The organism is Psychrobacillus sp. BL-248-WT-3 (assembly GCF_012843435.1).
Lineage (GTDB): Bacteria > Bacillota > Bacilli > Bacillales_A > Planococcaceae > Psychrobacillus.
This window is the reverse complement of record NZ_JABAFC010000018.1, coordinates 37,789-58,527: the sequence shown is the minus strand read 5'-3', so window position 1 is coordinate 58,527 and position 20,739 is coordinate 37,789. Positions and strand designations below refer to the sequence as shown.

Annotated in this window: 17 protein-coding genes; 14 read left to right on the top strand and 3 right to left on the bottom strand. The window is 37.3% G+C overall.

The features are described from left to right. Positions 1-3 precede the first annotated feature (3 nt). On the bottom strand, positions 4-888 hold the full coding sequence (locus HF876_RS10885) for a branched-chain amino acid ABC transporter permease (protein ID WP_169360078.1): 885 nt from the start codon (positions 886-888) through the stop codon (positions 4-6). 69 nt (positions 889-957) lie between these two features. Further along, the gene (locus HF876_RS10880) at positions 958-2,112 is read right to left on the bottom strand and encodes an ABC transporter substrate-binding protein (protein WP_169360077.1); all 1,155 of its coding nucleotides are present in this window, start codon (positions 2,110-2,112) and stop codon (positions 958-960) included. 518 nt (positions 2,113-2,630) lie between these two features. Between HF876_RS10880 and HF876_RS10875 the strand changes: the two genes are divergently transcribed. From HF876_RS10875 to HF876_RS10815, 13 genes are all read left to right on the top strand, one after another. Further along, a complete protein-coding gene (locus HF876_RS10875; protein ID WP_169360076.1) occupies positions 2,631-4,148 on the top strand; it encodes a T7SS effector LXG polymorphic toxin in 1,518 nt (505 codons plus the stop codon). Between the two features lie 7 nt (positions 4,149-4,155). Beyond that, positions 4,156-4,692 carry an ankyrin repeat domain-containing protein gene (locus HF876_RS10870; RefSeq protein ID WP_169360075.1) on the top strand — a complete coding sequence of 179 codons (537 nt, stop codon included), beginning with the start codon at positions 4,156-4,158 and terminating at the stop codon, positions 4,690-4,692. Next, positions 4,685-5,023, top strand: a complete 339-nt coding sequence (locus HF876_RS10865; protein WP_169360074.1) for a DUF2185 domain-containing protein — start codon at positions 4,685-4,687, stop codon at positions 5,021-5,023. Before HF876_RS10870 ends, HF876_RS10865 begins: the two co-directional genes overlap by 8 nt. Positions 5,024-5,231: 208 nt before the next feature. After that, on the top strand, positions 5,232-6,026 hold the full coding sequence (locus tag HF876_RS10860; RefSeq protein WP_481900285.1) for an ABC transporter ATP-binding protein: 795 nt from the start codon (positions 5,232-5,234) through the stop codon (positions 6,024-6,026). After that, positions 6,026-7,054, top strand: a complete 1,029-nt coding sequence (locus HF876_RS10855; protein ID WP_346764067.1) for a FecCD family ABC transporter permease — start codon at positions 6,026-6,028, stop codon at positions 7,052-7,054. Before HF876_RS10860 ends, HF876_RS10855 begins: the two co-directional genes overlap by 1 nt. Next, entirely contained in the window at positions 7,051-7,908 is an 858-nt protein-coding gene (locus HF876_RS10850; RefSeq protein ID WP_169360072.1) for an iron ABC transporter permease, read from the top strand. The genes HF876_RS10855 and HF876_RS10850 overlap by 4 nt, the downstream gene beginning before the upstream one ends. A gap of 70 nt (positions 7,909-7,978) precedes the next feature. Continuing rightward, complete coding sequence (locus HF876_RS10845; protein ID WP_169360071.1) at positions 7,979-8,902, top strand: ABC transporter substrate-binding protein; 924 nt, start codon at positions 7,979-7,981, stop codon at positions 8,900-8,902. 144 nt (positions 8,903-9,046) lie between these two features. Further along, on the top strand, positions 9,047-12,208 hold the full coding sequence (locus tag HF876_RS10840; RefSeq protein ID WP_169360091.1) for a DEAD/DEAH box helicase: 3,162 nt from the start codon (positions 9,047-9,049) through the stop codon (positions 12,206-12,208). 53 nt (positions 12,209-12,261) lie between these two features. Then, positions 12,262-12,555 carry a hypothetical protein gene (locus HF876_RS10835; RefSeq protein ID WP_240949732.1) on the top strand — a complete coding sequence of 98 codons (294 nt, stop codon included), beginning with the start codon at positions 12,262-12,264 and terminating at the stop codon, positions 12,553-12,555. A gap of 137 nt (positions 12,556-12,692) precedes the next feature. Further along, positions 12,693-13,433, top strand: a complete 741-nt coding sequence (locus HF876_RS10830; protein ID WP_169360070.1) for an NERD domain-containing protein — start codon at positions 12,693-12,695, stop codon at positions 13,431-13,433. A gap of 78 nt (positions 13,434-13,511) precedes the next feature. Further along, a complete protein-coding gene (locus HF876_RS10825; protein WP_240949731.1) occupies positions 13,512-16,658 on the top strand; it encodes a DEAD/DEAH box helicase in 3,147 nt (1,048 codons plus the stop codon). 354 nt (positions 16,659-17,012) lie between these two features. Beyond that, on the top strand, positions 17,013-17,594 hold the full coding sequence (locus HF876_RS10820) for a hypothetical protein (RefSeq protein WP_169360069.1): 582 nt from the start codon (positions 17,013-17,015) through the stop codon (positions 17,592-17,594). Between the two features lie 132 nt (positions 17,595-17,726). Further along, positions 17,727-18,089, top strand: a complete 363-nt coding sequence (locus HF876_RS10815) for a hypothetical protein (RefSeq protein ID WP_169360068.1) — start codon at positions 17,727-17,729, stop codon at positions 18,087-18,089. Positions 18,090-18,666: 577 nt separating this feature from the next. Here the strand turns inward: HF876_RS10815 and HF876_RS10810 are convergent. Next, positions 18,667-19,542, bottom strand: a complete 876-nt coding sequence (locus HF876_RS10810; RefSeq protein WP_169360067.1) for a radical SAM/SPASM domain-containing protein — start codon at positions 19,540-19,542, stop codon at positions 18,667-18,669. Between the two features lie 164 nt (positions 19,543-19,706). Here HF876_RS10810 and HF876_RS10805 point away from each other — a divergent pair, with 164 nt between their 5' ends. Beyond that, on the top strand, positions 19,707-20,705 hold the full coding sequence (locus HF876_RS10805) for a Gfo/Idh/MocA family protein (RefSeq protein WP_169360066.1): 999 nt from the start codon (positions 19,707-19,709) through the stop codon (positions 20,703-20,705). Positions 20,706-20,739 lie beyond the last annotated feature (34 nt).

The following is a 20,739-nucleotide window of genomic DNA, read 5'->3' as shown; positions in this document are numbered from 1 at the left end:
TCATCACCTTCCTACCTCAGCAGTTTTCTTGCCGAAAATACCCTGTGGACGTATGAGAAGGATAAAGATAATAGCAACGAAGGCAACGGCATCTCTATACCCAGAATCTCCGTAGGCAACAATCATTGTTTCAGAAAGACCAAGGAGTAATCCTCCAACCATCGCACCTTTTACATTTCCCATGCCGCCTAATATGATAATGGCTAAGCCTTTTAAGCCCATGGACAAGCCCATCTGTGGATTAACGGAGTTAAAGGCCATACCTACTAGAATTCCTGCTATTCCACCCAGTGCAGAGGCAAGTATGACAGTTGTTGTAATAGTACGTTTCGTGTTTACACCAAGTAGACTAGCGGTCTCTAAGTTTTCGGCTGTAGCGCGTAGTGCCTTTCCAGCTTTCGTTTTAGAGAGCCAATACGAAAGTACGATCATAAGGGTAATAGAAATCGCAAAGATTAAAATCTGTACTAAATAAATAGTGATGGAACCAACTTGGATTTGAATTTGTGCAAAAGAATGTCGAAACGGATGATTACCGGCTCCAAACAAATGATGCGAAAGGTTCTCCAACAAGATGGAAACCCCAATAGTGCTGATTAAAGGGGCTAGATGTGAAACACCCTGCTTCCCTCGAAGCGGTCGAAGTGCAATCTTTTCTAACAAATAGCCCAAGATTGCGGTAACGATTACTGCAGAAAGAAATGCTACCCAAAGTGGTAATCCTAATACGCTAGTTACCAACACCCCTATAAAAGCACCTATCATGAAAATTTCTCCATGAGCCATGTTAATAATGCCGAGTACACCAAAGACCAGTGTAAATCCAAGGGCAACAATTGCATAAATGCTTCCGAGTGTTATACCGTTAATAATTTGTTCTAAAAGCATGAAAGCTCACCCTTTCAAAATAAGGTAAGGGCTATTCACCCTTACCTATCATCATTAGATTTTATTTACTTATTCAAATAATTTAAATTCCCCATCCTGAATGATCAGTACAGTAGGGTCCATGATTACATCGCCCTCTTCGTCAAAAGAGATCTTCCCAAGAATACCTTCTAAATCTTTTATTTCAGCTAGAGCATCGCGGAGTGCATCACGATCTGCTTCCCCAGCATTTTTTAGTGCCTCTGCGTAAATATAAAGAGCATCATAGGCTTGTGCAGCGAATTGGTCTGGCTTGTGCCCGTACGCTGCCTCATATTTCTCTACAAAAGCCTTCACTTTTTCATCGGGTTTATCAGCAAACCAAGGAGTCGCAACGATTAATCCGTTAGATGCTTCCCCAGCAATCTCAATTACTTGAGGTGAATTGAAACCATTCCCTCCCACAAAAGGAACTTCAATCCCCATTTTTCTCGCTTGATCCATAATAACGGCCCCCTCATTGTAGAGAGCAGAAGCCAAAATTAAATCTGGCTGAAGATCTTTAATCTTAGTAAGCTGCGCATTATAGTCAGACTGTCCTTTTTGGAATGTCTCGATTGTTAATATTTCTAGTCCCATGTTTTCAGCCTCAGCCTTCATCGTATCGAATCCAGATTGAGTGAATAAGTCATCGTTTCCATATAAAATGGCCACTTTTTTAGCGCCGTATTTGTCTACTGCCTTCTCTAATGCTGCTGGAATAGCCAAAGATTCCGGTATAGAGTTACGGAATACATAATCCCCAATTTGAGGAATACCAGCGGCTGTAGTCGATGTTCCCATAATTGGAATACCATTAATATCAGCCTCAGGGCCAACAACGTTCATTTCCGTACTTAACGTTGGTCCTATAATGGCAACAATGTCATCCTGACTCATTAATTTTTGGCCAACTGATAATGCCTGCTCTTGTTTTCCGACAGAATCCTCGATAACAAGCTCAATCTTTACGTCGCCCTTTTCATTAATTTCTTCTAAAGCTAGCTTTAATCCATTTGTAATCGCTTCCCCATAAGCTGCGCCTGGACCTGTCATGTAAGAAATAACCCCTATTTTGGCTGAAATCGTGCCATTAGCGTCCTTACTGCCTTCTCCATTTGTAGACTCCCCAGTTCCACAAGCTGCCAGGAAAACTAACATCGTAACGGTAAAAATAATAGATAACTTTTTAAAAACATTTCCCATACCCCAAACCCCCTAAAAAAGATTTATAGAACATATATCTATATTAAAACTATTAACTCCATAATGTAAAGTTAATATTTTGAATAATTGAAATAATAAAATAATAATATATTGATATATGAAATATAGAACTAGTCATGTAAATAGAGGTTTCAAAGAAAAGATTAATAAGATTAAATTATTTAAAAATAAAGCTATTACGTATAAAACTAGTAGGGTGTATCTTACATAAATTCAAGTTTGCTTCTGACTTTGCTGTCCAAAAGATCAAGATTGGCCCAAACGCTTTTATTTACAAAGATCAACTTCTTCGTGAGCCTTTTATCACAATATAACTTAAAATTCAATTACTTTGGAATTATTTGTTGTTTATAATAGAGTTCTGACTTTACCTCTATATACAAAAATGGAATATTATAACTAATATTAATTTTTAAAAGGAGGAGTTTTATGTGCAGAGGCAAGCAAACAGGGGATGGTTGTAAGGTCGTTAGAAGAGCTAAAAGGAAAAGCATACTATGAAAATATTAGATGTAGACTTATTAGAAAATGGACTTCAGCGGATTGGGAATCAACAGGAGAGATTAAGAACTGAAATGACTGCTATACAGCAATCTATCGAGGCATTAATAGCTATGGACGAAGTACTGAAAGGGAAAGGTGGAACAGCGATTAGGTCCTTCTATGAAGAGTGTCACCTCCCTCTTCATCAAACCTTTCAATTGTTTTCTCAACATTTTTCAGAAACCTTAGTGAATATAAATAATGCTTTAGAATCACTGGAGTCAAGCACAGAAGGCTATATAGTGGAAACGTATTTGGAGGGTGAAATAGAGACAGGGCTGACGAGTATCTCACAACTCACTAGTGATTTAACTAACCAATCAAATGACATTATGAATCAAGTTAGCGATATTGTACCCCTTCCTCACTTAGATGATAGTCTGGTGCAAGAAGGAGTAGGCAATTCAAGAAAAAGTAAAGATGAAACGATAGACAAGCTTCATGAGTTTGATACCTCTCAAAAAAATGCTTTATCCTCTATAGAGGAAGGTATTAATTTAATGAATCAATGGGTTTCTATGATTGAATCATTATTTTTATCCGGACGTACAGATATTAGATTTGAGACGAACCAATGGAAAGCATTAACGTTGAACAGTGAATTAAAAGATATAGTAGATTCGAAGACATATCCAATGATTACTTGTACTGCAGGAGACAATGTAGACGAATTAATAGGGACAGAGATTGATCCGGAGATACTGAGCATTATGGAAAATGGTAGAATTAAATCAGTTGAAGGGGAACCGGATGAAACTATGTTGTTTGTCAGGTATCATGCTTATGACAATGGACTTATCGTAAAAGAGTTTCAAAAAATTGAATCCGATCAAATTCAATATGAAATAGTATCCAAGGTAGAAGAAGCACAGGAGTCAGAGGATAAAAACGGTTTTGAAATGGTCGCTGATTTTCTGATTATGGATGATATCAGAACATTAACAGATCCAAATGCATCTTTTTTAGATAAAGGAATAGCTGCCGCCTCTGTTATCCCTATTCCTGTTGGAAAACTTGTAAAAGGCGGTTCGGCAGCAGTCAAAGCTATAGACAATGCTGCTGATGCTTCAAAGTCAGCAGATAAGGTTAGAGATGCTTCTAGAATTGTAGATGAGTTACCTCCTATAGAAAATGGACCATATATAAAAAATGGAAAACCACGTGGAAGACCACAATTATCAGGTGACAAAAAATTAGAATTTGAACGGAAGGTATATGACGACAATGTTGGACCTGATGGCATTTTACGTGATCCAAATACAATGGAGGTCCTTGACTGGAAGCCTGGTCAACCAAGAAGAGGTGCAGTAGACTTTGGACATCGCCAAGGTTATGAGTATCATCCTATGTTTGAAAAATATAGAAATCGTGAAATAACTTTAGACGAGTTGAAAGAGTTCCAATTTAATCCCGAAAACTTTAGGATAGAGAGTCCTGGAGCAAATAGGAGTCGTAAATTCGAAGGGAAATGATAACGATATGAAAATAACAAATGTGTTTGATGCAGTACTAAAAGGAACCTTTGAGGATTTTAAAAGTTTCTATAATGGAGAAGTAAATCAGATAAATCCACATAGCAAGTTAAATTTATTGTCTACCGCAATGCTTAATTATGAGAAACCCAATGATAAGCTGGAGATTATTCAGTATCTATTAGAAAATAGTGTAGATATTTCTTTTACAGATTCTCTATATAAAAGGAATGCTCTACATACTTTCTTTTTTAACGTTATGAAAGGCCCACAAGAATATATGGAACAAGTTGTGAGACTGCTAGTGGAAAATGGTGTAGAAGTAAACGGTTTAGATAAGTTCAATTCGATTCCCTTAAAGTATGCGATAACAGTTAATAAAAATACTACAGAGGATATGAAAGGGATTTATTCTTATTTAGTGGAAAAGGGATCTGATGTGAACATTAAGGATACCTTTAATAAATCAATAGTAGACTACGCAAAAGAGTTTCCTTGGAGAAATGAATTTTTGGAAATAGTAAAGGAGTATGAGCATGGATAATAAAAATGATGCATATGGCGGCTTTATGGTTTCTAAAAACGTCTTGAATGGAGTGCCAATCAGATATAGCTTTAGAGAACCGAGTTCTATACCTCAGTTAAACGGCTGGAATCTTTTCTCGGAGTTAGACGATGATGAATATGTAAACAATCCGGATAACTTTGTCATTGTGAATGCTGAAACTATTTATTCTTTAGCACCACAGATGCTAGAAATTTTTGATGCTCCTTATGGTACTGACCTTTTTTGGGTATATGAAGAAAACATACACATCGGTTTTTATGATTTGGTGGCAGATAAAATAACGTCAATTGAACAGATTCTAGCGTAGGCGTAGATGTTCCTAGTTTTGGAGTTTACAAAGTTTAAAAATGGATAGGCACAACCATATAGGAGGGTGGTCATGACGTGTGTCTTGATCACCCTCTTATTCCTTATATTTCCTAAACTTATCTGTCATTGACTTTAAAGTAAGTTGTCTATATCGTTAAATAATGATAATGGTTATCAATAAAATTCAGTGAGATAGGATACATATGATAATAAACTTTCAAACAAAAAATCTATCAATAGCCTACGATAAAAAAATAATTGTAGATGATTTAAATATTTCTATTCCAATCGGAAAAGTTACTGCATTGGTAGGAGCGAATGGCTCTGGGAAATCAACGATATTAAAAACGATTGCTCGTTTACTAGAGCCTCAGAGTGGCCAAGTTTTGCTGGATGGGGAAGCCATCCATACCTTCTCTACTAAAGAGATCGCAAAGAGATTAGCAATATTACCACAGAACCCAATTGCACCAGACGGATTGACGGTCAGTGAGCTAGTTGCTTATGGAAGATATCCACATCAGAAGGCATTCAGTACGAATACAAAGCAAGACTTTGAAATTATCCAATGGTCAATGGAAGCTACAGGTTTAATAGAATTTCAAAATCGTCCAGTAGATGAGCTGTCGGGCGGTCAAAGGCAGCGAGCATGGATCGCCCTGGCGCTAGCTCAAAAAACAAATATTTTATTGTTAGACGAACCCACGACTTTTTTAGATATGGGTCATCAGTTAGAGGTTCTAAAGCTTATCCAAAAACTAAATCGAGAAGAGCAATGTACTATTGTGATGGTTGTACATGACTTAAACCATGCCACTCGTTTTGCAGATCATATTATATGTATTAAAGAAGGTAAAGTGGTCAGTAAAGGAAATCCCCACGAGGTTGTGACAGAGGAAGTTATGAAGGACGTGTTTCAAATCGAAGCTACTATTTGGATTGAACCAAAAACAGGGGTTCCGATATGTATTCCAATGGATGTGATAGGTGAAGAGAAGTGATAGATGATAAAACAACGGATCTTTATTGTAAGGAAAGCAATAGAAGGTTTTATGTGACCTTTTTTATAAGTGTATTGTTGTTACTCGTTAGCATGCTGTTTGCATTTTCCTTTGGTGCAAAAAGCTTGCCCTTGGAAACGGTTTGGAATGCTCTTTGGAAAGGTAGTCAAGACAATATAGATTATCAAGTTCTTCAGTTTGTTCGGTTTCCTCGAGTATTAGCTGCTGCGTTGGTAGGGGCTGCCTTTGCAGTGGCAGGCGCTTTAATGCAAGGAGTAACTAGAAACCCTTTAGCTGATGTCGGAGTTCTAGGGATTAACGCTGGAGCAGCCTTTGTTGTTGCCCTTACGTTTGTCTTCTTTCCGCAGCTTCCATTCTCTGCCCTTATGGTTCTTTCTTTCCTAGGGGCAGCCTGTACGACCATGCTCATTTTTTTACTTGGTATGAACTCCCCAGGTGGGCTAACGCCAATTAAGCTCACACTGGCTGGCACCGTGATCGCCTCTATGCTTCATTCTTTAACTTCGGGTATAGCTATTTACTTTGAGCTGAGTCAAGACTTGGCATTTTGGTATGCCGGTGGAGTTGCAGGAGTGGAGTGGGAGCAGCTTTTATTAATCGCACCTATTTTGCTTATTGTTTTAATGTTCTCTATGCTGCTTGGTAAACCTTTATCATTGATGGCTATGGGAGAAGAAATAGCTACTAATTTAGGTTTAAATACAAAGAGAATACGATTGCTTGCTGTATTATGTGCCTTGTTGTTGGCTGGAGTCTCTGTTTCCGCAGTTGGTTCCATCGCTTTCGTAGGATTAGTCATTCCACATATTTCTCGAAAGCTAGTCGGGGTAGATTATCGATTTGTCCTTCCTATGAGCGCAGTACTTGGCGCTTTTTTGTTAGTAGTTGCTGATTTGGTTGCACGAACCATTGATCCACCGAAGGAATTTGCTATAGGTGTTATCGTTGCCATGATTGGTGTTCCTTTCTTTTTATTTATTGCTAGAAGGGAAAAGAGACGACTATGAATATGTTTCAGAAAAGAAAACAAAAGATGAGAAAAGTTGGATTTGTTCTATTGATAGTGGTTCTGATCACCATATTATATGGGTTGAATACAGGCTCTTTAAAAATAGCTCCTTTTGATGTTATAAAAACATTGCTTGGACAAGGTACGGATATACGGGAAATGATTTTATTCGACTATCGTTTACCGAGAATCTGTATAACAGTATTAGCAGGCTTTGGGCTTGGTGTTGCAGGTGCAATTTTTCAAGGCATTACCCGAAATCCATTAGCTGACCCAGGTGTTTTAGGTATACATGCAGGAGCAGGCGTCGGCTTAATGATTTATATGACATATTTTACTTCCTTAAATACACTGCCTGCTCTTACGATTCCTTTGTTTACATTTGCAGGGGGTATAATAGCAGCCACGTTGATCATGTTGTTTGCTTATGAAAAAGGGAAAGGCCTTTTGCCTAATAGATTATTGCTAGTAGGTATAGCAATTGCAGCAGGATTTAATGCAGTTACCTTATATTTATCCCTCCAGTTAGCTATGAGTATTGGGACGAGAGTGAATGATGAACGGATTAAATTGTTAGGACTTGCGGTTGCCTTATCTTGTGCAAGTGTGGCGATGACTGGAGGAATTGGATTCATAGGTCTTGTGGCACCTCATATTGCAAGAAGATTAGTAGGCCCAGCTCACGAATATTTATTGCCAATTTCGGGATTGGTAGGGGTAGTAATTTTAGTGTTATCCGATACGATAGCCCGCTCTATATTTGAACCTAGCGCAATTCCTGCAGGAGTGATTGTCTCGGCGATTGGAGCTCCATACTTTCTATACTTGCTATTCAAAGCAAAAAAATACTAAAAAACGTTGTGTTTCAGCATTTTCTAATTTATAATGATAATCGTTATCAATTAAAGATTAGGAGAGAACAATGAAAAAAATATTAGTTATAATGACAGCATTGCTGCTATTGTTGTTAGCCGCATGTGGTTCAGAGACAAAAGATGATACAACGACAGATAAAAAAAGTGAGTCAGCAGTTGATGAAACAGTAACAACTGATGAATATGATAAAAAAGTAGCCTCTATCTCCATCTTTTTAACGGGAGATTTAATGGCTTTAGGAATTACTCCAGATGGAACGACAACGAGTGATTACTTACCACTTGATCCGGAGCGTTTCCCTTCTACAGAATATCTAGGTTTCACAAAAGAGCCAGATATGGAAGCTTTGATTGCCATGCAACCTGATGAAATCTTTATCGATGCAGAGTTTGCAGAGAAGCATGGTTTAGATAAATACGAAGCAATTGCAACGACACATGTGATTAACCTAGACGAAGGTCGATGGAAGGATCACCTGCTAAATATCGCTGAAATTGCGGACCGTAAAGAAACAGCAGAGGAATTTATCGCTGACTATGATGCTCAAGTAGAGAAGGTCGCTACTCTAGCTAAAGAAAAAATTGGTGATGGCACTGTAATGGCAGTGCGAGTATCTGCTAAAGGTATTCGTGTCTATGGGATGGAACGACCACTTGGTCCAATCCTATTTGAAGACTTGAAATTTACTCCTGCCAACGGTGTAAATCAAATAGATGGCAATTGGGAAAATATTTCGAAGGAAGTACTCCCTGATTTCAATGCGGACACAATGTTTGTCCTAGTTTCTTCTGTTGATGAAGGTAGTGAGGAAGTTTTTGAAGAGCTACAAAACGATCCTATCTGGCAAAGTCTAAATGCTGTTAAAAATGACCAAGTATTTGTTATAGGTGAAAATCCATGGTTAGATTATTCAGCTTATGGAAACAAATTGGCATTAGAAAATTTACAAGATATTTTAGAGTCTAAATAATAGGAGAGATGGACGTCCAACAATGGGCGTCCTTTTCTTTTTGTCTATGCTGTTGATCGTAAAGAATGCACAAGGCGCACAAACATTCCTATCATGCTAAAATAGAGCTAACTAGAAACAGAAACAGAGAAAGGGTTTTAGATGATGAATAGTACGATAAACGAAAAGAAAATTAAAGAACTATGTGGCATTACTGCTTTTAAAAAGGGTAAGGCTTATTTTCTTGCGGATAAGGTGCATCTTCATCCTAGCCCTAAAGATGAAAAGGTGATGAAAGCTACTGTAAAGGCAGGAGAGAATTTTATTGTCACTATAAAAGCTGACTCCGTTGGAGAGATTGTGGCCACTTGTACATGTCCCCCTGTCGGTTTTGTTTCCACCTATTGTCAGCATATTGCGGCTGCTCTCATCTCACTCGATGAAAAGCAACGAATGGATGGTTATTTGGCAGAAAGAATGCTAAATCTATTTGAAAAAAAGACCTCACCACCTACAGGAAAGCAGCTGCACTTTGATGAAAGAAAGATACTGGAGATGGAGTTCACGTGCTGTACAGTTCCTTTGGAGGGAGGGGCTTACGGATTCGGTATACAGTTAACTGTTGGCCCCGAACCATTTCAAGAAATAAAGCAGGTAGCAAAATTTCTCTATGAAATGGAAAGAAGAAGACCTTTCGAATATTCGCCAGGCTACTTCTATGCACCGGAGGTCTTTAGCTTTACAAGGGAAACGGATGACGTACTTCAAATATTAATGAAAAGTCAGCGCGTAAATAGTAAGGCATTAATACAGGACGATATTTTGCTTATGTCGGCCACCGATTGGGATAGACTTCTCCCTTTACTCATAAAAGCACCGAGAGTTAAGTTTCTACATGATGATTTTTACTATGAAGGTATTCAGCTTGGTCAAGAGCTGCCGATACGTTTTGAATTTGATGAAGCGAAGAAGCCTGACTATCAGTTGAACGTAAAAGGTCTCGATATGGTGACCGTATACAGATCCTATGGCTACGCATTTTCTAAAGGGGTGCTATACAAGCTACAGCCGGAGGAGACAAGCAGACTGGCAGAACTAAAAAGCATGCTGGACCAATCTGGTAAGCATGAGCTAATCATTCTAGAGAACAATATCGACCAATTCATGAAAACAGTTCTACCAGGCTTGATGAAGCTAGGTCAGGTCTACATAGCGGAGCCTATCTCTAAAAGGATGGGAGAAACTCCTCTAAAGGCGAAGCTGTTTCTCGATAGGGTGAAAAATCGCCTGCTTGCTGGCTTAGAGTTCCATTACGGCCATCTGCTAGTCAATCCCTGTGAGGAAACAGAGGAGTCATTCACCCATTTTCCTGGTATACGGCGTCAAAGAGAGAAGGAGCTCGAAATCATGAAGCTCTTGTTGGACTGCGGGTTCACCCAAACGCCAGGGGGATTTTACTTAATGGATGAGGAAGAAGAATATAACTTCCTGTATTATGTATTGCCAAATGTTGAAAAGTGGGTGCAGGTATACGCTTCTACTGCTGTGAAATTACGGGTAGTGAAGGAATATACAGGTCCAAAGATAAGGATTGAGATGAAGGAAAGAACCGAGTGGCTAGAGTTTCGCTTTGAGCTAGACGGTATAAAGGAAAAAGAAATTCAACAGCTGATGACAGCCATTGAAGAAAAAAGAAGATTTTATCGGATACCAAACGGGAATCTAGTGTCGCTTGAAACACCTGAATTTGTAGACCTTGCAAGATTCATGGAGGACATGGAGGTAAGCAGTGAACATTTTCGGGACGGGATGCAGGTTCCTGTTCTAAAGGGGATGCAGATTGCACAGACACTAAGTCGAGGGGATCTACTTGAGCCAGGACAAAGATTTGCTAAGCTCCTTAGGAATCTAAATGAGCCGGAGAACCTGGAAGAGGATGTACCATTAGGGTTAGAAAATGTATTACGAGACTACCAAAAGGCGGGCTTCAGATGGTTTAAACTGATGGCATCATATGGTTTTGGAGGTATACTCGCAGACGATATGGGGCTAGGGAAAACACTTCAAAGCATTGCCTTTATTGAATCGGTGCTATCAGAATCTCGTGTTCGAAAACAGCCCATATTGGTCGTTACGCCTGCATCACTCCTCTATAATTGGAAAAACGAGCTAGGCAAGTTTACTCCACATATAGATGTACAAATCATCGATGGCAGTAAGGCAGACAGAAATGTGGCATGGAAAGCTGGGATAGAGGCTGATGTCCTCGTCACCTCCTATCCTTCCCTACGAATGGACACAGAGTGTTATAGAGATCTTTTCTTTCATACTGTATTTTTTGATGAGGCACAGGCTTTTAAAAATCCAATGACAAAAACAGCTCGGGCAGTGAAGATGCTACAGGCCAAGCATCGATTTGCACTTACCGGGACACCAATAGAAAACTCTTTAGACGAGCTTTGGTCTATTTTCTATGTTGTATTTCCTGGTCTATTGCCAAACAGAAGAGAATTCAGTGAGATGAGAAGAGAGCATATCGCCAAACAAGTTCGCCCATTTATATTGCGGCGTATGAAAACGGATGTTTTACAAGAGCTGCCTAAGAAAACGGAAATGGTCATCTATTCCGAACTGCAGGTCGAGCAGAAAAAGCTCTACGCTGCTCACTTGGCAGAGCTCAAGCACGATGCACTTAAGCACTTAAAGAAAAAGACCTTTCGAAAAAATCGTATTAAGTTTCTTGCTGGGCTAACTAGGCTGCGACAATTATGCTGTCACCCAGCCCTCTTTGTAGAAGGCTATGAAGGGAGCTCCGCTAAATATGAGCAGTTAATGGAGATTTTAGAGGATTGCCGAATGACAGGTAGACGAGTGCTTGTCTTTTCTCAGTTTACTCAAATGCTAGCCATTATCCGTAGGCAGCTCATTAAGCAGGGTGCACCATACTTTTATATAGACGGACAAACCCCTCCAGTGGATCGTGTCAGTCTGTGCGAACGATTTAACGAAGGAGAGGGAGACTTGTTCCTCTTATCATTGAAAGCAGGGGGGACAGGGCTTAATCTCACCGGAGCAGACACAGTAATATTATATGACCTGTGGTGGAATCCAGCAGTGGAGCAGCAAGCAGCAGATCGTGCTCACCGCATGGGCCAAACAAATGAGGTCCAAGTCATTCGATTGGTAGCAAAAGGCACCATTGAAGAAAAAATTACACAGCTCCAGCACAGAAAACAAAATCTAATAGAAGAAGTAATCCATTCCGGACAAGATATATTAGCTGGAATGAATGAAGAAGACATTTTAGAGGTTTTGATGGGGGAGTGAGATGACTGAAGAAAGAAAATGCAAAAGACACAGCAAAAAGCTTCACTAAAGCATTGAAAGAATACTTTGGAGACCGAGTAGATAATTTTTCAATTTACAACTTAACAGATACACCACAAGAAATGTTCTCGATAGACTTCCAAGCATATAAATACTTCATTATTACTTTAGGTTATGATAGAGGCAGTTTTGGATGTGCTATTAACTACGGGAAATCTAATGTGAGTTTAGAAAACAGTCAGAAATGGTTTGATGAAGCAGATATGAATATCTTCTTAAAGGAATTGGAGCAACAGCTAGAATTAAGAATACCGGATAAATTTTTAGATTTTTATGGGTGGAAATAAAGGATAACTTTTCTTATTAGCAAGTTAGGGAGTAAGACAGATGCCGTTTGTTAGGTATCTGTTTTTTTGCTTGTATATGGAATAATTTTCATTTAAAGTAAAAATATTGTCTATTAAAGGTGGGTGGATAGAAGTAAATGGGTATAATAATTTTAGTACTATTTATATTTTTTTTAGTAATTCTAAAAAAACCAACAGTAAAAGGGTCTATAGGTGAGTGGCAAGTAAAGCGTAAATTAATGGGTCTAGATGAAGAGGAATATGTAGTGCTCCATGACCTCTTGCTTCCCTATGAAGAAGGAACAACACAAATAGATCATGTAGTTGTCTCAACAGTAGGTATATTCGTGATCGAGACTAAAAATTATAAAGGGTGGATATTTGGTAAGGAAAGACAAAAGTATTGGAAGCAGGTAATTTATAAGAAGAACTATAATTTTCTCAATCCAGTAATGCAAAACTTTGCTCATCTTACTGCTATTCAAGCTTTAATAAAAGAAATGTACGAAGGACCTTACTATTCATTAATAGCATTTAGCAACGAAGCTACTTTTAAAAATATAGAAATAACTTCTGACCACGTACGAGTGTTATACATATCTGACTTATTTAAAACGATAAAATCCTATGAACAGAAAGTAATTCTTCCTTATCGTGTGAGACAAATTGCAAAGTTGTTAATAAACGAGAATATACAAGGCAAGGAAACGAGAAAGATCCATGTCCAAGAAATAAAAACCAAACTAGTAGCAAACCAAATTAACTTAAATACTGAAATTTGTCCTCGTTGTAGTGGCCATCTTATCACGAGAAAAGGGAAATATGGTGATTTTAAAGGTTGTTCTAATTTTCCTAAATGTCGGTATGTGCTAAAGTGATAGGAAGTCTAAAGTATTAGAGTAAAAAAGAGGTAAAGTATAATAAATAATAAGATTAGGTTCTATGGAGGTGTTTCTTTGAAAGAAGGTATTTACGACCTACCTATAAACAAAAATATTTATGCAGAGCTAGAGAAGCTTACTCCTGAAATGTATACAATTGACCTAGAGAAGATGGATTTTGAAGAGGCAAAAACCTACTTTGCTGCTTACATTTCAGAGGTTACTAAGAAAGCTCTCTCATATATTCGGGAAGAGGTAAAAGAAGATGAAGAAGCACTTTTGTTGCAAATTCAAACTTGTAATCAAATTATTCAACTGTTAAGTTCAAAATTACACGACGAGGATTTTGTGAACCTACAGCTAGATGAAAGAGGAGAAATACTTACTTCCGTATATAAAAAGCTAAACAGTATACGGGCAGTTCGTAAAGAGAAGCCAACTCGACCAATCACTTCAATTTCTCAAAGCTCTCTATTCACGGGCTCTCAATATGAACCTAATATGTTAGAAGAATTAAAAAAAGAGATTGCTTCCTCTGATGAAATTGAATGGCTGGTTTCTTTTATTAAGTGGTCAGGACTCAGGATCATATTAAATGAACTTCGAGACTTTACTATAGAACGTGGTGGGAAGCTAAGAATTATTACTACTTCCTATATGGAAGCAACAGACTATAAAGCACTTGTGGAGCTTAGTAAACTACCTAATACAGAAATAAGAGTATCATTAGATAAACAACGAACTAGACTTCATGCAAAGGCATATTTATTTAAACGCAATACAGGCTTTAGTACAGCTTACATTGGTTCTTCCAACTTATCTAATCCAGCATTAACTTCAGGGTTAGAATGGAATTTAAAGATTACTGAAAGGGATTCCTTTGATGTTCTAAGAAAGTTTGAGGCAACCTTTGAAAGTTATTGGAACGATGAGGAATTTAAATCTCTTTTACCTGAGGAATACGAAAATTGGGAAATGGTACAGTACTCATTGTCAAAAGAGACTGTCGCCGAGGAAACCGAACAGTATTATTTTGATATCCAACCGTATCATTATCAAAAAGAAATATTAGATGAGTTGGAAGTGGAAAGAGTTATTCACGGGCAGATGAAAAATCTCGTAGTGGCTGCGACAGGAGTCGGAAAAACAGTAATTTCTGCTTTTGATTTTAAACGATTTCTAAAACAAAAACCTAACGCAAAGTTATTATTTATAGCACATAGAGAAGAAATATTAAAACAAAGTCTGATGACTTTCCGAACGATTTTGAAGGATGCCAACTTTGGTGAAATGTTTGTTGGGAAGCATGAGCCTAAATCTTTTAATCAAGTATTTATGAGTATTCAAAGCTGGAATAGCAAAAAGATGAGTGAAAATACTACTTTTGATTTTTACGATTATATTATTGTTGACGAATTTCATCATGCAACAGCACCCTCGTACAGAGCATTATTAGACTTTTATCAACCAACAATTTTACTTGGTTTAACAGCTACACCTGAACGAATGGATAATGAAAGTATTTTAAGTTATTTTAATGATCGAATTGCTGCTGAGATGAGGTTGACAGAAGCAATAAATAGAAAATTATTAAGTCCATTCCATTACTTCTGTGTAACTGATAACGTTGACCTAACTAATATTAAATGGTCAAGAAAAGGATATGACATAGGAGAGCTAACAAATATTTATACTGCAAATCATCGTAGAAGTGATCTAGTTATACAAAGTATAAAAAAGTATGTTACCTCACTAAAAGAAGTAAAAGGGTTAGGTTTTTGCGTTTCAGTAGACCATGCAAAATATATGTCATCCTATTTTAATCAAAAAAATATACCTTCTATTTCATTGCATGGTAAATCGTCACCTGAGGAACGAATTACAGCACAAAGAAAATTAGTAAGTGGAGAGATAAATTTTATCTTTGTTGTGGATTTGTATAATGAAGGAATAGATATTCCTGAAATCAACACAGTATTGTTTTTACGTCCAACAGAAAGTCTAACTGTCTTTTTACAGCAACTTGGTCGAGGATTAAGACTCGCGGATGGTAAAGAATGTTTAACTGTACTTGATTTTGTTGGACAAGCCCATAAAGATTATCCTTTTGAAGAAAAATTCCGAGCGTTGGTAGGAAAAACAAAACATTCTATTCATCATTACATTGAAAATGGGTTTTTCCATCTACCTAAGGGTTCTGTTATCCAAATGGAGAAACAAGCAAAAGATTATATATTAAGAAATATAAAGGCTGCCCGAATTAATAAACAAAATCTTATTGCAAAAATTAAGCATTTTGAAGCGGATTCGGGAATGCTGTTAACTTTAAATAATTTTATACAGTTCTATCATCTATCATTAGCAGATGTTTATGGGTCACAAAAAAACCGTAGCTTTGAAAGGATGAAGGTAGAGGCAGGGGTCATAAAAGAATATGTAGCAGAATATGAGGATCTTTTGATGAAAAAAATTCATAAATTATTTCATTTAGATTCCTTAGATCTGATAAATTTCTACAAAAAATATATTGAAAAGTTTGAGGTTAATACAGAGGAAGAACGAAGAATGGAAGCAATGTTGTATTATTCATTTTTCTCTAAGACTCCTAAGGATTTAGGCTTTTCTTCCATAAAGGCAGGGCTTCGAGAATTATTAACAAATCAAGCATTAAAAGATGAGATTCTCCAAGTAATCGAGGTTTGTTTTGAAAACTTAAGGTTACTTGAAAAAAAATCTCCGTTCAATTTTGTGTCTCCTCTAAGAGTGCACGCACATTATACGATAGACCAAATCTTAGCTGCATTTGGGTACTATAATGAAAAACAAAAACCTGCTTTTAGAGAAGGGGTTAAGTATTTTGAGGAAGAAAGAACGGATGTTTTTTTCGTTACTTTAAATAAATCTGATAAAGATTTCTCTCCTTCTACTTTATACGATGACTATGCGATTAATGAACAATTATTCCATTGGCAATCTCAAAGTAGAACTTCCGATACAAGTCCAACAGCGAGAAGGCTATTTAATCATCGCAAAACGAATAATAAGATCTCTATCTTTGTAAGAGAATATAGGAACGAAGGAGCGTATACCTCTCCCTTTATCTTTCTTGGAACAGCAGATTATGTTAAGCACGAGGGTAGTAAGCCTGTGAGTATTATATGGAAATTGCACGAACCAATGCCAGCATATCTGGTATCAAGTGCAAATAAAAATGTTTTATGATATTAACCTATATCTAATGGTTCATAACTGAATCAATCCAGGATAAGGTATATGCGATAAATAATGCATCAGGAGAAATTTTTTGCTCCTGATGCATTATTTGCGTTCTAATAAATCAATTAGCAATCTCCCAATTAAAAATCATTTCACAGTCTAGTGTGTTAGCAACGAGTGATTCTTATTTGATGGAGCAAAATCAATTTTGCTTTAATAGATTTATTTAGGTTTACCTATAAAAACAGGAATTATGAATTAGGTTCAATCGTAATGAATTTACACCTAAAATGGTACTCTTTGTTATTTTTAAGTAGAATAGGGTAGTAAGTAATAGATGTAATTAGGAGGAATTTTAAATTGAGAAAGTTAACTGTAGTTCTTATGATTTTTGTTTTGTTTTTATCAGCCTGTAGTAATGAGACTGATAAAAAGGAAGGAAAATCAAAAGATGAAAAATCAAAAGATGAAATGGTCCAGGTAACAATTCCTTTTCGTTTTTATGATGGCGTAAGTGAGGAACAGGTACTTGAACAGGCGGACAAACTTGGGATAAGCAAAACTACAATAAATAAGGAAGATCGACTAGTTGAATATGAGATGACTAGAGGAACACAGATGGAAATCAGTGCAGATTTAAAGAGCAACCTGAAATCGTTTGTAGAAGAGATAGAAGCGAATGAAGATATTAGCTCGATAAAGGATATTGAATATAACAAGGAATACAATGACTACACCGCTACTGTAAACCGAGAGCTTTATGAAGCAGACGGCAATGCCCAGGGCTATGCACTTTTAGGGCTTTTATTAAGAACATTATATTACCATTATTTTAATGGGGAAGATTATGAAACGTATGAAGTAAAGATTGATGTAAAGGACGAGGATACGAACAAAGTATTTGATACAGTAGATTTCCCAGGTGAGGATGGCGGATTTTAGAAATTAGAGATTCAATTGTGATGGAAAAATAAGGATGGGTTGAGTTAATTATATAAATGAGGAAGTTGGTTATACTTCTGTACACAGAGATTTTACAATGCTGTAATTTGTAGCTAAGCGAGAGGTGTTTAAATGCGAAAATCATGGGTAGTTTTATTGATATGCTGTATTTTACCAATCATTACTGGCTGTACAGAGTATGACCAAATGACCGTACAAAGTGAAATAATACAAGTTCATGCGGATAGCCCTTCCATCCTAATAGCAAATGGTAATAGATTCACGGAAGTGAGAGAAACAACAGGTAGTGAATTCACTATTGGAGAGAAGGTTGGGGAGGTACAAGAAAATGTCGGTCGAGATATTGTACCAAGCAATAACCTTTCCTCCAATGCATTAGCGCCTGGGACGGAAATCTATTCTATTAACGAGGATCCGGATATTTACCTTGCCAAGATCTCTAGCAGTAGCTATATGATTTATATTAGTGAGTAGTTTGTCTGGATGATTTGTTAAAATATAAAAAAGTAAAGGTAAAAGTGACAAAAGGTAAGAGGAGAATCTTTTCTTATCCTGTCTCTATTGCCTTTTTTATAAAACCAAAACAGAACGTATGTGTGGTATAATAGAGAGATAATAGTGTGGTAGCTCAAGGGTGGTTGGTTCACTCCCGGTAGAGAGGGGGTGGTGCCTTGTCAGTATTCGAAGCATTGATGTTTGCAGTAGCATTTGCGACATTGGTCGTTGTAATATTGTCGTTTAACCATAAAAAATAACCCATCCTTGAGTTGAGAGCTCAGATGGGTTAATCCTAATTGAAGCCAATCCCCTTTGGGACCAACTATTATAATGGACTGGTTGATGCACTAACATCAATCAGTCTTTTTTAATGTACGCAGTTGTTACTTTTAGTATACGTTTGGACAAAAATCTTTTCAAGTAGTTCATCTTTTTTAAGTGACTGCTAATTACCCAAAGTGCGCTCTATCTAGATAAGATAAGGTATTAAGCGAGTAAGTATAAATCTTAAGAGCATTTTTTACAGTGAGTTTTTCCAATATCTTTTTTTAAATCAGACCCCAAACCGCTGTCTATACCCACATTTTCTACACATTTCCTCAACAGCTTCTCTTCTAGTGAAACCATCGTAAAGAGCATTTGCTCGTTCACCTTCAATTATTTCAGAGAAGGGGGTTTTGTTGATATTACCTAGGTTTATGACTCCTTCACCGTCTAAACAGCAGGGCACTACAGTTCCGTCTACCAGGATAGCAGCTTGACTTCGAAGAGCATGGCAGAAACCTTTCCCGTCGTCCTCTGGAGCCTGTAGACTTGGCCACTGGAATTCGTGATCTTGGTTTAAGAAGACATTTGGAGCGATTTTAATCCCTTTACCTGGTTGTACCTTTTCTTCAATTCTGAAGTCTAGGTTATATTCATTCTCTAAAATTTCCAATGTTTCTCTATTTCTCCGCTGTACTAGGTCTGACACCTGGTCTTGCTGGAGGTTCCATAAGCGGTAAGAAATAATTGTATTATGCTCTCTCGAATCACGTACAAATTCAAGAATATCTCCTAAGTACTTTTCACGATTCTCAGATCCTTCATGACCATCAAAGCTGTGAAGAGAGAAGTTGATTTGACGAAGTGCTGGTTTACCTAATAATTTTTCTCTATTCTTTTTGATTAACGTTCCGTTAGTAGTGATATTAACCTTAAATCCCTTTGCATGAGCAGCATCTAGAAGCTGATCGATACGAGCGTGGAGTAGTGGCTCTCCTTTTACATGCAGGTAAATATATCTCGTATGGTCCTTTATTTGGTCAAGGATATTATTAAATGCATCTAATTTAATAATGTTAGCCTTACGAGCAGTGGGTGGACAAAAACTACAAGCAAGATTACAGACACTTGTAATTTCTATATACATCTTTTTAAAAGTTTTCAAGTTTTCTTCACCGTTCCAGTTCTATTTGATAAACAACTATACTCATTTTAACAGAAAAATATTTTAGGGGGAGAGCTTTCTAAAAGTATATTTTACGGTAGAAGGAAAACCTTCAGATTTTGCCGAATGAAGCATGAGAGATAGTTTTAAAGGAGGCGTGTCTATTGGAAAAAAAGATTCGATGGGGTGTTTTAAGCACGGCGAGAATTGCAAGGAAACAGCTTATCCCGGCAATCCAAAGAGCTGGAAATGCAGAGTTAGTGGCTATTGCAAGTAGAGGAAGTAAAGTACATGAGGTTGCAAAGGAATTAGAAATTAATATCGCTTATGAAAGCTATGAAGACCTTCTCGCCAATCCAACTATTGATGCAATCTATATTCCCTTACCTAATCATTTACATAAGGAATGGGTGATTAAAGCAGCTAAGGCAGGAAAGCACGTACTTTGTGAAAAGCCAATTTCACTTACGTCCCAAGAAGCAATCGAGATTATTGAAGTCTGTAAGGAACAAAATGTTAAATTCATGGAGGCTTTCATGTATCAGCTACATCCTCAGCATAATCGTGTGAAAGAACTCATCTCTTCCGGTGTTATAGGAGAGATCAAACTGGTAACTGCCAGCCACTCGTTCTATATGGAAAATAGACAAAACGAGTTTAGAATGAATCCAGAGATGGGTGGGGGTAGTCTATTCGATGTAGGTTGTTATTGCATCCATGCCATTCGATATATGACCGGAGCAGAACCTGTTAGGGTGCATTGTATGGCAGATCTAGATAAGGAAACTAACGTTGACATAAGTGCATTCGGTACTTTACAGCTAGACAATGGTATTCATGCTACGTTTAATTGTAGCTTTGACATGGCTGGGAGAAATGAATATGAAATAGTGGGTTCTAAAGGAACGATTAAAGTGCTGTATGCATTTCGTCCTGACCAAAACGGCGGCTTAGGTAAAATAATGATTCAACAAGATGACATGACAAGTGAAGAAAATATTCCTGGTGATCTTTATCGAATAGAGGTCGAACATTTCTCCAATGCTATTTTAACGAATACAAATCCCGAGGTGACAGGCGAATTTAGTATTGGAAACATGCGTGTAATGGAGGCCTGCCTGGAGTCGATTAAAACGGGAAAAATTATGCAGATGGTAAATTAACAAAATACAGAAAGAAAAGCTAAACTCTTACTAG